The 13829-nt window shown below is 64.9% G+C and carries 11 protein-coding genes; 4 read left to right on the top strand and 7 right to left on the bottom strand.

Translation table 11 applies throughout. The annotated features are described in order from the left end of the window. Positions 1 to 37 precede the first annotated feature (37 nt). From BRA1417_RS0129945 to BRA1417_RS0129965, 5 genes are all read right to left on the bottom strand, one after another. A complete protein-coding gene (locus BRA1417_RS0129945) occupies positions 38 to 2416 on the bottom strand; it encodes a flagellar hook-associated protein (RefSeq protein WP_027518938.1) in 2379 nt (792 codons plus the stop codon). A 21-nt stretch (positions 2417 to 2437) separates the two neighbouring features. Then, positions 2438 to 4321, bottom strand: coding sequence for a flagellar hook-associated protein FlgK (gene flgK / locus BRA1417_RS0129950; RefSeq protein ID WP_027518939.1), 1884 nt, complete (start codon positions 4319 to 4321; stop codon positions 2438 to 2440). A gap of 35 nt (positions 4322 to 4356) precedes the next feature. Beyond that, positions 4357 to 6609: a flagellar hook-basal body complex protein gene (locus BRA1417_RS0129955; RefSeq protein ID WP_027518940.1), complete on the bottom strand. Its 2253-nt coding sequence runs from the start codon at positions 6607 to 6609 to the stop codon at positions 4357 to 4359. A gap of 178 nt (positions 6610 to 6787) precedes the next feature. Continuing rightward, positions 6788 to 7300 carry a peptide-methionine (R)-S-oxide reductase MsrB gene (gene msrB, locus BRA1417_RS0129960; protein WP_007612345.1) on the bottom strand — a complete coding sequence of 171 codons (513 nt, stop codon included), beginning with the start codon at positions 7298 to 7300 and terminating at the stop codon, positions 6788 to 6790. An 85-nt stretch (positions 7301 to 7385) separates the two neighbouring features. Continuing rightward, positions 7386 to 8843: an FAD-binding oxidoreductase gene (locus BRA1417_RS0129965; protein WP_027518941.1), complete on the bottom strand. Its 1458-nt coding sequence runs from the start codon at positions 8841 to 8843 to the stop codon at positions 7386 to 7388. Between the two features lie 194 nt (positions 8844 to 9037). Here BRA1417_RS0129965 and BRA1417_RS0129970 point away from each other — a divergent pair, with 194 nt between their 5' ends. The 3 genes from BRA1417_RS0129970 (at position 9038) to BRA1417_RS0129980 (ending at position 10545) form a co-directional block, all read left to right on the top strand. Continuing rightward, positions 9038 to 9571 (top strand): histidine phosphatase family protein, encoded by a 534-nt coding sequence (locus tag BRA1417_RS0129970; protein ID WP_027518942.1) that lies wholly within the window; start codon positions 9038 to 9040, stop codon positions 9569 to 9571. A gap of 70 nt (positions 9572 to 9641) precedes the next feature. After that, complete coding sequence (locus BRA1417_RS0129975; protein WP_027518943.1) at positions 9642 to 10067, top strand: universal stress protein; 426 nt, start codon at positions 9642 to 9644, stop codon at positions 10065 to 10067. 16 nt (positions 10068 to 10083) lie between these two features. Further along, positions 10084 to 10545 carry a hypothetical protein gene (locus BRA1417_RS0129980; RefSeq protein ID WP_027518944.1) on the top strand — a complete coding sequence of 154 codons (462 nt, stop codon included), beginning with the start codon at positions 10084 to 10086 and terminating at the stop codon, positions 10543 to 10545. Positions 10546 to 11437: 892 nt separating this feature from the next. Here the strand turns inward: BRA1417_RS0129980 and BRA1417_RS0129985 are convergent. Beyond that, positions 11438 to 11674, bottom strand: coding sequence for a DUF1127 domain-containing protein (locus BRA1417_RS0129985; RefSeq protein ID WP_027518945.1), 237 nt, complete (start codon positions 11672 to 11674; stop codon positions 11438 to 11440). A 183-nt stretch (positions 11675 to 11857) separates the two neighbouring features. Between BRA1417_RS0129985 and BRA1417_RS0129990 the strand changes: the two genes are divergently transcribed. Beyond that, entirely contained in the window at positions 11858 to 13201 is a 1344-nt protein-coding gene (locus tag BRA1417_RS0129990) for a PLP-dependent aminotransferase family protein (protein ID WP_027518946.1), read from the top strand. Positions 13202 to 13219: 18 nt separating this feature from the next. Here the strand turns inward: BRA1417_RS0129990 and BRA1417_RS0129995 are convergent, their stop codons facing one another. Beyond that, entirely contained in the window at positions 13220 to 13819 is a 600-nt protein-coding gene (locus tag BRA1417_RS0129995; protein WP_027518947.1) for a YdcF family protein, read from the bottom strand. Positions 13820 to 13829 lie beyond the last annotated feature (10 nt).

Consider the following 13829-nt stretch of genomic DNA (forward strand, 5'->3'; position numbering starts at 1 on the left):
GGTAAAGAGGCATGGTTAACGGCGCCTTAACGCACCCTTACAGGAACTTGACGAGCGAGAGCTGCGAGAGGTTCGAGGTCACCTGGTAGGACGCCTGCAGCGCGTTCTGGAGCGACAGGATCTCGCTCGCGACCTGGTCCGGCGAGGCCGATTCCGCCTGGTCGATGATGGTCTGGAGCTGCGCCTTGGCCTGGGTCTGGCGCGTGCCTGCGTCCTTCATCGTGTTCTGGGCCATCGCGAGGTCGGTCTGGATGTCCTCGATGCGCTGCTGGCCGGGCTGCTTGGTCAGGGCCTGCGTCACCCGCAGGCTCAGCGCGGCGACCTGCCCGCCCGAATATTGCCCGGTCGGCGAGGTCGAGAACGTCCCGAACACGGCGACCGCCTGCAGCTGCTTGCGGATCGCGTCCTCGTTCGCCTGCGCGCCATACTGCACCGTGACGGAATCATCGACCCGGGCCATCGCGGTGGAGCGCGGCGAGCCGGGGCCGTCATTGCCCAGGTACCATTGCACGGTGGTGGCCGAGCCGTTCACCAGCGTCGTCGCCGAGCCGAGGGGCGAAGAGCCGACGCGCAGCGGAGCCTTTGCCGCCGTGACCGGGGAGGTCGTGAAGCCGAGCGCCGCGAACGCCGTGCTGTTCGAGCTCGTGATGTTGAGGCTCCCGGGATCGTCGGTGTTGATCGTGATCACGCCGCCATGGATGGTCGACGGCTTCGTGGTGCCGGTGATCTGATCGATCTTGCCAAGCAGAGTTGTGATGTCGTCGGTGATGTTGATCTGGTTCGAGCCGCTGGCGCCCGAGGCGACAAAAGTCAGCGTCTGACCGTTCACCGTGATCGTATCGGGATTAACGACAGGCGGACCCGCCGACCCCGCCTGGAACGCCGCTGAGAGGACTTCCGGGCCGCCCGTGGTCGCAGTGCCGCTCAGCACAGTTGAACCGGTGATCTGAGGCGTCGACGCCACGCTGCCGCGCGTCACGCTGCTGAGACCGAGCGCCGTGGCCGCTGCGCCGCCGGTGACCGCGACGTCCGTGCCGGTGCCGGTCGCGATCTGGATATTGCCGCCGGCGCTCAGAGTCACGTTGGCGGCGGGGATGCCGGCGGCCGTCGCGATTGCATTCAAGATATCAGACACGTTCGCGGCGCTGCCCGAAGCCAATCCGATCGTGGTATTGCCGCTGGCCGTCGCGACCGTGGTGACGGTAGGGTCGAAGGTAATGGTATGGGCGCCGCTCGCGCCGGTGATGGTCAGGGTGGTACCGGTCGGAGCGTTGGCGAGCGCGGTGAGAATGGCTCCATTGAGATGGGGTGTCGCCGAAGGATCGAGCGACGTGGTCGTCGACGCAGCCGCCGGCGCGCTGTCCTGCAACGCGACCGAGCCCGTCCCGGTCGTCGAGGTATAGGAGCGCAGATTGCCGGTGGCCGCCACATTCGCGGTGGCTGATCCCGCCGTATTGAAGAAGTTGTCGCCGGCGGTGACGGCGGAGGCCGCTACCAACGAGGTGCCGGCAAGCTTCTTGATCGCGGTGTTTAGCGCGGTATTGAGGTTGGTCGCGGTGTTGTTCGGGTTGACCGGGACGCTTGCATCGATCGCAAAGCTGCCGACGGGCGTCGGTGTAGCGGTGGACGCCGTCAGGTCGATCTGCTCGGTCGAGCCGTCGGGCAGCGTGAACTGCACGCTGAGCTTGTCGCCATTTTTCGGATTGACGCCGTTGAGGTCGACCGAGAACGACACCGGCGAGCCGCTCGGGCCGGTGACCGTCGCGCCGGTCAGCGTCGAGGAGACTGCGGCGATCTTCAGGCCGAATGGCGATGCGGGCGCGTCCTCAGAAACCTTCACCGAGCTTGGCGTCGGCTGTGGCGTCGCCAGCACCAAACGGCCCATGCCGTTGGCGCCGAGGTCGGCGGCCTGGCGCTCCGCCATGACGGTCTTGAAGCCCGCCTGCGTCGTGGTGCCGTTGATGATGTCGCCGGCATTCGCGACCGACGGCGTGTTGAAGGCGGTGCCGGAGAACAGATAGCGGTTGCCGGATTGCGTGTTGAGAACGCCGACCATCGAGCCGAATTGCGCGGCTGCGGTGTTCTGCGCAACCGTCTGGCCGTTGACGTTGAGATCCTGCGCGGTGTTGGCCGAGCCCGTCTGCACCGTGTTGCGGATCGTGGTCAGCGACTGCAAAGCCGTATTTGCGAGGTTGATGCTGACGTTGACGTTGGTCATCGTGTCGGTATAGGCCGCGATGTTGGAGAGCTGCGCGCGCCCGGCGATCGCAAAGCCCTCGTTGGTCCCCATGCCGGAATAGTTCTGTGACAGCTTGCCGGTCGAGAGCTGCGTCGACAGATCGGTGAGCTGCTGGTTGATGTTGCGGATCTGCGAGCCGAGAACCGACGAGGAATAGTTGATGCTGCTGATCGACATGTTTCAGAGCCCTGTTACTTGTTACACTTGAGCCTGGAGCAGCGTATTCATCATGCTCTGCACCACCGACATGACATGAGCGTTGGCGGCATAGGCATTCTGCAGCTGGATCAGGTTCGACATCTCCGAGTCCAGGTTGACGCTGGCGGTCGAGTTGAACTTGGCCTGTAGTGTCGAGACCACGACGCTCTGGCCCTGCTGGAGCTGGGTCGCCTGGGTCGCGGCATTGGCCTGGACGCTCAGGAACTGCTGGAGGTAGTTCGAGACGCTGCCGGTGAAGGGCTGGCTCGCCGATCCCAAACCGGATTGCGGCGAATAGGAGAACACCGCCGAGGTGAGCTGCGAGTAGAGATAGTCCGAGCGCGTGGTGTCGCCGGTGGGAGTCACCGGCGAGGTGTTGTAGACCGACAGCCTGGTCGGATCGGTGGCGAGCTGCGTGTTCACGGCGATGCGCCCGGCAAGGCCGGTCATCTGCGAACCCGATGCCGTGATCGCGCCGGTGTAGAGCGCCTGCCCGCCATCGGTAAACAGCGGCAATTGCGGACTGCCCGAGGTCAGCGACGAGATCGTCTTGGTGATCGAGGCCGAATTGACCTTGGCGAGGCCGCTGTTGTCGTCGGTCACCCGCAATGTGGAGGCCGTCGCCGGCGACGGGGCGGCGGCGAACGACAGATGCGAGCCGGAAAGCGCGGTGTTGAGCGCCGAGGCGATCGCGCTCATGCCGCCGGAGAAGTTCACCCCGATCTGCATCGGATTGGCGTTGGTGGGGTTCTGCAGCGGCAGCGCCGCCGGATCAGTCACGTTGACCAGCGTGACCTGTCGCTTCGTGTTGGTGGTCGTGTCGGTGTAGCTGAAGTTGACGCTGTTGCCCGGCGCCGCCCCGGCAAGGTCGAGATCGAAGCCGGCCGGCGGGCCGGTGACCGTGCTGCCGGCCGTGGTCTTGTCCGACAACGCGCTCGACATCGTGGCGGCGAACTGGTCGATCTGGTTCTGCGCCTGCACCAGTGTCTGGTCGCGCAGCTTCAGATCGGCCGCGATCTGGCCCGAAGACACCACGTTGTTGGCGACGACGTCGACCGACGATCCGTTCGGGAGCTTGATGTTGAACGCGCCGACGCCGGATTTGGCCGGATCGATGTTGTAGAGCGAGGTCGCCGACAGCGCGCCGGCGGACGCAAAGGTGAATTGCGAGGCCAGCCCGGCGCCGACCAGCTGGATGCCGGTGGTGGTGTAGATGTTGGCCTGATTGGACCCGTCGGTGGTGACGTGGACGTCGACATATTTCGACAGATTGTTGATGGCTTGGTCGCGCTGGTCCATCAGCGTCGCGGCCGAGGGGTCGTGTTCCGACAGGCCCTGGAGTTTGGAGTTGATGTCGGCGACTTGCTGCATTGCCGCGTTGGCAGCTAGCGCCGAGGTGCTGAGATCCTGCTCGACGTTGGAGCGCAGCGACTGGATGCCCTTGGTGGTGAGGTTGAGCTGCTGCGCCAGCGTCTGCGCGGCGCCGAGCGCAACCGTTTGGGCCGACGACGAGCCCGCGTTGGTCGACAACGCCTGCAGCGCCGTGGTGAAACTGTTCAGCGCGGTTTCGAGCGTACCGCTGTTGCCGGGCGTGCCATAGACATTCTGAAGCTGCTTCAGAATGTTGGCCATCTGGTCGGCGTAGCCGCCGCCGCCGGTCTCGGTGCGCAGCTGCTTCTGCACATAGGTGTCGAGCTCGCGGCTGACGCCGGTCGTCGTCACCGTCGAGCCGAAGTCGCCGGTGGTGACCTCGATCTGGTTCGGCGTCTGGACGACGTAACCCGGCGTCTGCGAGTTGGCGACGTTCGAGGAAACGATCGAGAGCGCAGCCTGATTGGCACGCAGACCGCTCATCGCACTGGCGAGGGCTGAACTCAAACCCATGTTGACTTGCCGCCTTTGGTTACGTCACGCCCCAATCAGCGCAACACGTTCAAGAGGTCCTGCACCATCGTATTCGCCGTCGTGATCACCTTGGTGTTGGCCGAATAGGCCTGCTGGGTCACGATCAGCTTGGTGAATTCGTCGGCGATGTCGGTGTTCGAGCCTTCCAGCGACGAGCCGCTGATCGAACCGGAAGCGCCATCGATCGCGGCGCCCGACTGTTCGGTCGCTGAGTAAGCGCCGCCGTCCTGCGCCTTCAGGTAGTTGGTGCCGTTGAAGTGCGACAACGAGACCTGTGCGAGGTCGAGGTTCTGGCCGTTGGAGAAAGTACCGACCACGAGGCCGTTGTTGTTGACGGCGACCGAGCGAAGCTGACCGGCGGCATAGCCGTTCTGGGTGATGGTGTTGATGGTGACCGCGCCGCTGGTGCTGGCATATTGCGTCAGTCCGCCCGAGGAGATGTTGAAAGAGACCGAGCCCAGCGATTGGCCGCTGACGCTGACATTGTTGATGGTGATACCCGAGCCGCTCGGCGAGGTCAGCGAGCCGTCGGCGGCAAAGGTGAAGGCCTGGCCGGTATTGACCCAGCCGACGGTCGTGCCGGTCGCATTCGGGTCGGTCTGGTAGAACATGTTCCAGCTATCGGCATGGCCCGCGCCCAGCGAGGCGCTGTCGGTCTTGGCCCAGCGCAGTTGCAGGTTCACCGGCGTGCCGGCCGCGTTGTAGGCGGTCACCGCGCCACCGCTGATCGATTCCTTGGTGAAGGTGGCGATGTCATTGCCGATCACGCCGCCGGTACCGGCAACGCCACCACCGTCACGATTCTTGGTGATGGTCGAGGTGAAGCCGAGCGCGGCGAAGGCTGCGCTGTTGGAGCTCGCCACCGTCAGGTTGGAAGCTGTGCCGGTGTTCAGCGTGATCACGCCGCCACTGCTGACCGACGACCCCGTTGCACCGGAGAGCGCGTCGATCTTGCCGAGCAGCATCGTGATGTTGTCGGTGACGTTGATTTGGTTCGGGCCTGACGCGCCGGAGGCCATGAAGGTCAGCGGCTGACCATTGACCGTGATGACGTCGCCGGCGGAGAAGCCCGATGTGATCACCTCGGCGCCGCCGGCCGCCGCCGCGCCGCTCAGCACCGTGGCGCCCGAGATTGCTGGGGAGGACAGCACGTTGCCGCCGCGCGTTACGCTGCTGATGCCGAGCGCCGTGGCCGCCTGGCCGCTACCAACCGGTACGTCGGTGCTGGTGCCGCTGGAGATCACGATGTTGCCGCTGGGGTTGAGCGATGCGGTAACGCCGGGGCCGCCGGCCAACTGGATGGCGGAGATGATGCTGGCCACCGTGGCAGTCGTGCCCGCGCCGAGACCGATCGTGGTGTTGCTGCCGGCCGTCGTGACGGTGGTGCCGCCGTTGAACGTGATCGTGTTGCCGTTGACGGTCAGCACCTGGCCGCTGAGCGCGGTGAGGGTGGTGGAGGCGAGATGCGTACCCAGGGCGTTGTCGAGCGAAGTTGTGGTCGATGCGACCGCCGCAGAGTTGTTCTGGAGCGCCGCTGTGCCGGTCGCAGTGGTCGACGAGTACGGCGAGCGGATATTGCCGGTTGCGGCAGCGCCGGACGTTGTGGCGTTTGCATAGGGCGGAGGCGGCGTGCCGACCGGCAGCGGGTTGGCCGCGAAGTCCGATGGGTTCAGTCCGCCGGCCGCCAGCAGCGTCTTGGTCGCCGCCGTCGTGCTCGCCACGGTGTTCGGCTGGGTCGGCAGGTTCGCCGCGTACTGGATCGAGGTGGTCGCCTGCGCCGGAATGAAGTTGTTCTGGAATTTCAATACTGTCGCAACGTTGCCTTGCGGGTTGCCGGTCTTCGGGTCGACCGTAACACCCATCAAATAGTAGCCGGCGCCGTTGACCAGATTGCCGTTGGCATTGAGCTGGAAGTCGCCACGCCGCGTGTAATAGGTGACGCCGCTGAACACCGGCGCGTTGTCGACGACGCCCGTCGCCTTCTGGATCGAGAAGAAGCCGTCACCGGTGATCGCCATGTTGGTGGCGACGCTGGAGCCCGAGATGGTACCCTGCGTGGTGATGGTGGCCTTGGCGTTGGCTGTCACGCCGCCCGCGACCTGCTTGCTCGGGACCGAAGAGTCGGGAATGAGATCGACGAAGCTGGTGCCGATGCCCTTGTAGGCGGTGGTGGATGAGTTCGCGATGTTGCCGGAAATGTTCTGCAGCGCGTAGGACTGCGCCTGCAGGCCACCCACAGAGGTGTTCATTGCATCGAAGATACCCATAACTTTGTCTCCAGATCCGATCTCGGCGGCCGGTCGACCATGGCCGCAGTCGGAGGAGACTGTCGCAAGGGCTATGCCAATGCGGGTTTTCTCATGAAATCAATCGTTTAACGAAAAAGCCCCGGTCTGATGACCGGGGCACAATTGCCGGGAGCGGCAACAATTGCCGGGACGAAACCTAGGTTGCGGACGCCGCCGCGGGATGGAAGACCAGCCCGAAACCGTCGATGCAGTAGCGCAATCCGGTCGGCTTCGGACCGTCGTCGAAGACGTGGCCGAGATGGCCGCCGCAGCGCCGGCAATGCACCTCGGTGCGGAGCATGCCGTAGGTCCGGTCCTCGGTCTTGCCGACATTGCCCTCGATCGGCTGGTAGAAGCTCGGCCAGCCCGTGCCGCTCTCGAATTTGGTGTCGGAGGCGAACAGCGGCAGGTCGCAGCCGGCGCAGGCGAAGATGCCCTTGCGGTGCTCCTTGAGCAGCGGGCTGGAGCCCGGCCGCTCGGTGCCCTCCTTGCGCAGGATCTCATATTGCTGCGGCGTGAGCTGGGCACGCCATTCGGCGTCCGTCTTCTCGATCTCGAATTTCTGCGCGGCTTTCTCTCCAGCCTCCGCGGGCGATGCTCTGAGCCAGCGGAAGGCCGCAAGGCCGAACAGGCCGGCGACAGTCGTCAACAGGATGCGGCGGTCAAACATCTCATTCTCCATGCGGGAGCGTCTACGCCCTGAGATACGGGCTCTCACGGCCGACGTTACACGTCCGGGCGGAGTTTTTCTCACCTTATCGCGAGGCGCCGTCGTCCTGCGGGACCGGTTCCGCGGCTTCCGCCACAGGCTTCGGCGGTGGGGCCGGCCGGGGCCGAACCCCGGGCAGCGGACGGCGCGGACCGGTCCCGGCGGCCCGGTTGGCTTCGGCCAGCCGCGCCTCGCGTTCCCGGTCCTTGACCCTGGCACGCTCGCGGTAGCGGGCAAGCGAGCCTGCGGCGGCGGAACTCGCCCTACCCCAGATTCCGACCAATTGCCCGGCAACCCGCCCCGTCGTTCCCCCCGCCCAGACCAGCTCGAACGGTGAGAACAGCTTCCAGCGCTCGTCGCCCCACAGGATGCTGCGCGCGATCATCTGCCCGGCCATGGCCGAGATGTTCATGCCCTGGCGGCCAAACCCGCTTGCCACCCACAGGCCTTTGCGCAACTGGCCGATCTGCGGCATGCCATGCACGGTCTGGCCCGTGGCGCCGCCGAACATGTCGGTGATCTCGACATTGCCGAACTGAGGGAAGATCGACCGGATCCGCCGCCTGACGGCGCCTGCCAAGCGCTGCGGCCGCGCGGCCCAGGTGGTCTCCGGACTTTCCCACATCAGCCGGTCGCCGTCGACGATCCGGAAATGATCGACGCCGTCGGAATCCATCACCGATCCCTTGAAGGCGATGATCTCGTGCACGCGCTCGCCGAGCGGCGCGGTGATGCCGGCATAGCGCCAGACCGGCAGCAGCGTTTCCGACAGGCGCCGCAACGGCGCACCGAGATGGATGTTGCCGGCGAGCACGATATGGGTAGCGCGCAGCCGCGCCGACGGCGTGACGATCCGCTTGCGGATGCCGGAATGATCGATGCTGACCACCGGCGTATCCTCGAAGATGCGGGCGCCTGCGCGCCGCGCCAGCGCCGCAAGCCCATGCACATATTTGCGGCCGTCGACCTGGAAGGCCTTGGGATAGTAGACGCCGTGAAAGTAGTGATCGGTCTTGAGCACCGCGCGGACGCGATCGACCTGCCAGCCCTCGGCCTCGGTGTCGAAATCCTCGTTCAGCATCTGCAAGCGGCTGATCAGCCGGTCGCCGGCATCGACGTTGGAGACCTCGAGCACGCCGTCGGTCGGGCCGATCCCGGGCATGTTCTCCTCGGTGGCGTTGGCCCGGACGAACTCGGCGCCCTCTTTCGACAGCGTCCACAATTCCCGCGCGTCCTCGAAGCCGATCCGCTCGATCAGCTCGGCGAGCGGCAGCGCGAAGCCCGGCATCACGGTGCCGAGCTGGTTGCCGGAAGCGTTCCAGCCGATATGGCGGCCCTCGAGCACGGCGACACTGGCCCCCAGCCGGGCCGCCTCCAGCGCGATGGAGAGCCCTGCAAGCCCCGCCCCGATCACGCAGATGTCGGCGTCGAGATCAAACGACAGTCGCGCGCGTTCACGAAAGCCGGCTTCTTCCTGGGACACGCTTGTGAAAGTCTCGCTCATGTCGTTTCTTAGAGCATGATCCGGAAAAGTGTGCAGCGGTTTTCCGAAAAGACCATGCTCAAAACAAAAATTTAAAGCGCGATGGGAATTTGTCCTAATCTCATCGCGCTTTAGAGGACCGTGCAGGCCCTTGTCACCTTGCCCTCAACCGGCACCTGTAGATTATTCTGGACGCGTAACGATTCGAGAGTGCCATGCGCCGTTTGATGCTGCTGCGTCACGCCAAGACCGAGACCGACGCGCCGAGCGGCCGCGACCAGGACCGCCGGCTCGACGACCGCGGCCACAAGGATGCCGCCGAGATCGGCGACTGGATGGCCTCCCATCCCCCGTTTCCCGAGGCCGTACTGGTATCGCATGCCGTCCGGGCCCGGCAGACCTGGGACATTGCCTGGGAGACCATGAAGGACCGCGTCGCCGCGCCGCAGGTGGAGGTCCTGCCGGAACTCTACGCCGCCGATCCCGCCCAGATCCTGGAATCCATTCGCACTGCAACCATTCCGGCTGATCCAAGACAATTGCTGCTGGTCGGCCACAATCCGGGGATGCACGAGATCGCCCTGATGCTGACAGGCGGCGGCGATCCAGCCGCCGCCAAGGCGCTCACCGACAACCTGCCCACGTCGGGGCTTGCGATCTTCGATTTTGACGTCAAGGATTGGGGTGACGTGGCTTACCGCCGCGGCAAGCTGGTGCTGTTCGTCAGTCCAAAGCTGCTTCGAAGTTAAGGCTGCTTCGATCGGGTTGATCGCGCGACGTGCCAGCAAGACGTCCTGACTGGAAGATTTGGAGGCGCAGATGTTCAAGTCCATCCTCGTGCCCATCGACCTCGCCGACACCGACCTGGCCAAGCCGGCGATCGCGACCGCGGCAACGCTGTCGGAGACCTGGAGCGGCGTGGTGCGCCTGCTCAACGTGCTGCCGATGACGCCGGTGATGCTGGCCGAATACGTGCCGGCCGATTTTGACGAACAGCAGCGCCAGACCTCGGAAGAAGCCCTCGCCATCGTCGCACGCGAGTCCGGCATCGAGCCTTCCCGCATCTCCAGCGTGGTGCGCCAGGGCGGCATCTACCACGAGATCCTGGAGGAAGCCGTGCACATGAAGGCCGACCTGATCGTGATGACCTCGCACCGGCCGGCGATGCGCACCTATTTCCTGGGCTCCAATGCCGGGCATGTCGTGCGCTACGCAAAATGCTCGGTGCTGGTAGTGAGGCACTGAAGGTCGGAGCAATGTCGTGAGGCAATGGTGGCGGAGATGGACGTACGAGATCCCGCTCGCGATCGGCGGTGCTTTATGGGAGGTGCTGGTCGTGCAACTGGCCGCACTGCTGGACAGGCTGACGGTGCGGAAGGTGATCGCCTTCATCCCCGTCGTGATCCTCGTACTGGCTTACTACCACAGGATCCCAATCCCGCCGGAATTGATGCTCGTCGGCGACTTCCTCGCCTATATCGACATCTTTTCGGTGCTGATCCTGCTCGGCGTGCTTAGCCGCGTCACGACGATGCTGTTCGTCGTTAAACAGGCCGCCGCGCGTATCGCCAGGTTCGCAGGCAATTTCGCTGCACATTTGCCGCGCCGGGATGTCCGGCATCGGCGCCAACGCGGCGCAGCGACACCACCTCGCCGCAAGCCCGAGCACTCCGAAGACGATCGAGCTCTCGGCGGTGTTTGGGGCCAGGCGGCCTTCGCCTGAGCCATATACAAGCTCGTAGCCCGGGTGAGCGAAGCGAGACCCGGGACAGCTCGTGTCACGATTCCCGGATATCGCTTCGCTCATCCGGGCTACCATTGCATTGCCCGTCGGGCAAAACAGCCAAGCTGTCGGTCAACCCGCACCGCCAAAAATATTCCACTTTACCGAAATTCGGAAATCACGTATGTGTCACCGCAACCCGGCCCAAGGAAGAGGGGCGTATCGCGATCGTCACGAACGCGGGCCGGACAGCGGCGGACGCTGGGCCACACCGGCGCGAATGGCTTCGCAGGGCGGGCAACCGTGAGCGAAAGCGTCGCGCACACGACCGGTGTGATCCGCGTACGGCAAAACCGTGTCGTCCTGACGCCCGGGGTCTGTGCGTCAAGTCTTGTGGTGATGTAGCGGCCCGACCGGGCACGCAGCATCAGCGATCCATGAGGCGACGGGGGCAATAGTGCATCGCTCCCCGGGGAGAGCACGGCATAAGCCGTAAAACCGCTGCGCAGGGAAGGCCGGACGTTTTGGCTTCACCTGTATGCCGCTGTGCAGATTTTCCTACTGCAACCTCGCACAGTGGACCGCGGGTGCCAGCCGGCGCCCGGTCTTCCCTGCGCCCTCTTTCAACTGAGGGCAAGGCGATGAAGCAAAGCTCGGGCGAAACAAGCCGCGAGGATGCGAAGCTGTATCTACGATGAAGCGCGAGCTAAAGGAGCGACAGTGCTACCCACAAACGCCGTCATTGCGAGCGCAGCGAAGCAATCCAGAGTCTTTCCGCGGTGGGATTCTGGGATTGCTTCGCTGCGCTCGCAATGACGATGTCGAAGCAGGTGTGCTTGAAAACTCAGTCTGGTGCCCCGGACGCATCGCGTCCGAGACAAGAGCGAAGCGCTTACAGATACCGCGTCAGCTCTGCTTTGGCCTGACCGTAGACCGCGTCCTCGATCTGGCTGCGCGTGATCCCGATGTCGCGCAAGGCGCGGTCATCGAGGTCGTTCAGCGTCTTGACGGCGGAGCGGCGCTCCAGGGCGTCGAACAGCGCATAGGCGCCGTGGGCCAGCTTGCGGAAAAATCCGTCCGACGAGGATGAGCGTAAACTCCGCCCGGCGGTCTGCGAGATCGTGGTCATTGTCCTTCTCCGGCCTGTTGTCCACGCGGCGAAGCGGATGCCGTTGGCGCAAGCGCCCGAGCGCCTGCACCTCATTTGCCTCGGATTGCTCTCGCTCTCCTCGGCTCAATCGTGAAGCTTGATGGAACTTAAATGCTCCACTACACTACTCGGAGCAAGTGAAACATTGCTCTCGGTGCAATAATGTCCAAGTTCGAATACGTGAAGCTTGCCGATGCCATTGCTCTCGATATCTCTAACGGCACGTTAAGGCCGGGCGACCGGCTGCCGCCGCAGCGCAATTTTGCCTATGACCGTGGCATTGCGGTCTCGACCGCGAGCCGGGTTTATACGGAGTTGCTCCGCCGCGGCCTCGTCGTCGGCGAAGTCGGCCGCGGCACCTTCATCTCCGGCGCCATCAGGCGCGAGGTCGAGGCGCTGAGCGAGCCGCGCGACGCGCGGATCGATTTCGAGGTCAATTATCCGCTGCTGCCGCAGCAATGGGCGATGATCGCCAAGAGCCTTGCGGGCCTCGAGCGCGTCGACGCGCTCGAATCCGCACTGCGCGTCTCCACCAGCACGGGCACCAAGAGCGCGCGTAATGCAGCCGCCGCCTATCTCGCGCGCAAGGATTTCGCGCCGCAGGCCGAGCAGATCGTCTTCACCGCCAACGGCAAGCAGTCGCTCGCGGCCGCCCTCGCAGCCCTCGTTCCCACCGGCGGCCGCTGCGGCGTCGAGGCGCTGACCTATCCTTACGTCAAGAGCATCGCCGCGCGGCTCGGCGTGACGCTGGTCCCGATACCGATCGACGAATTTGGCGCGCGCCCCGACGCCGTCCAGAAGGCGCATCGCGAGGCGCATCTGTCGGCGCTGTATCTCCAGCCCATCATCCAGAACCCGCTCGGCGTCACTATGAACGCGACACGGCGCGCGGACATCATGCGCGTCGCCGAGAAGCTCGATCTCACCATCATCGAGGATGCCGTCTACGGCTTCCTGGCCGACGACACGCCGCTGGCCGCGCTCGACCCCGACCGCTGCATCGTGATCGACAGCCTGTCCAAGAAGGTCGCGCCGGGCCTTGCGCTCGGCATCCTAGTCGCGCCGCCGCGATTGCGTGAGAGCGTGATGAGCGCGGTCCGCACCGGCGGCTGGATCGCGTCCGGCCATGCGCTGGCGTCCGGGCAGCGGCTGATGGCAGACGGCACCGTCGCCGAGCTGACGCGGCTGAAACGCGTCGACGCCGCGCGCCGCCAGCAGGCCGCGGCAAGGCTGCTCGCCGGCTACCAGCTCTCCGCCGATCCACGCTCCTATCACCTCTGGCTCACGCTGCCGGCACACTGGCGCTCGCAGACCTTCGTCGCCGCAGCAGCACGGCGCGGCATCGCGCTGACACCGTCCTCGACCTTCGCGATCGCCCATGGCCACGCACCGAACGCAGTGCGGCTCGCGCTCGCCCCGCCCTCGTTCGAGCAGCTCGATTCCGGCCTGCGCACGATCGCGTCGCTGCTCGGCACCAAGGAAGAGGATTTCGACTCGACGGAGTAGCTCACGCTTGCCCCAAGCTCAGGCCTCCGGCCATTCCGCGATGAAGCCCCTCGCCTTGTAAGGCTCGATCTTGTCCCATTCGTGCAGCATGCGGCGGCGAAATTCGGGATCGGTGTGCCAGAGCGTCCGCGGCGTCACAAAGCTGTCGACCGTGAGCAGCATTTTCTCGACCTCCGGCCAATGCCGGTGCAGCGTCATCGGATAACGCCGCGCGGTCCAGGTGTTGCCGAGGCAAATCACGCTGCGGACATTGTGCAGCCCGAGCGCGGCGTCAATGATCGGCAGCGAGAGGATCACGTTCTCGCCGGTGTTTTGGGCACGATGTTCCTCGAGAATTCGATCAGCCGGAATACCCGTCGCGACCATCGCCGCCTTGATGATCGTGCACTCGGATTGCTCCGAGCCCGCCGTCAGACCGCCGCTGACAATCGACCAGCGGAACAAGCCCTCGCGCCACAGCCGCGCCGCAGTATCGGCGCGCAAGCCGACGTCCTCGCGGGTGCCGAATATGAACAGCAGGTCGGCCGGCCGCAGCGGCGTGTCGGTCAGATGCGTACGGTTGATCTCGGCGATCTCATCTGCCGAAGGCCTCCGCGTGCTGCGATCCATGGCTGACATGGCCGCAAGA

Origin of the sequence: Bradyrhizobium sp. WSM1417 (assembly GCF_000515415.1) — a bacterium.
Lineage (GTDB): Bacteria > Pseudomonadota > Alphaproteobacteria > Rhizobiales > Xanthobacteraceae > Bradyrhizobium.

Coding starts and splice junctions, on each gene's coding strand:
- BRA1417_RS0129995 (WP_027518947.1), bottom strand. CDS start 13,819: ATGTCAGCCATGGATCGCAGCACGCGGAGGCCTTCGGCAGATGAGATC.
- BRA1417_RS0129990 (WP_027518946.1), top strand. CDS start 11,858: ATGTCCAAGTTCGAATACGTGAAGCTTGCCGATGCCATTGCTCTCGAT.
- BRA1417_RS0129955 (WP_027518940.1), bottom strand. CDS start 6,609: ATGGGTATCTTCGATGCAATGAACACCTCTGTGGGTGGCCTGCAGGCG.
- BRA1417_RS0129985 (WP_027518945.1), bottom strand. CDS start 11,674: ATGACCACGATCTCGCAGACCGCCGGGCGGAGTTTACGCTCATCCTCG.
- flgK (WP_027518939.1), bottom strand. CDS start 4,321: ATGGGTTTGAGTTCAGCCCTCGCCAGTGCGATGAGCGGTCTGCGTGCC.
- BRA1417_RS0129965 (WP_027518941.1), bottom strand. CDS start 8,843: ATGAGCGAGACTTTCACAAGCGTGTCCCAGGAAGAAGCCGGCTTTCGT.
- msrB (WP_007612345.1), bottom strand. CDS start 7,300: ATGTTTGACCGCCGCATCCTGTTGACGACTGTCGCCGGCCTGTTCGGC.
- BRA1417_RS0129945 (WP_027518938.1), bottom strand. CDS start 2,416: ATGTCGATCAGCAGCATCAACTATTCCTCGTCGGTTCTCGGCTCGCAG.
- BRA1417_RS0129975 (WP_027518943.1), top strand. CDS start 9,642: ATGTTCAAGTCCATCCTCGTGCCCATCGACCTCGCCGACACCGACCTG.
- BRA1417_RS0129970 (WP_027518942.1), top strand. CDS start 9,038: ATGCGCCGTTTGATGCTGCTGCGTCACGCCAAGACCGAGACCGACGCG.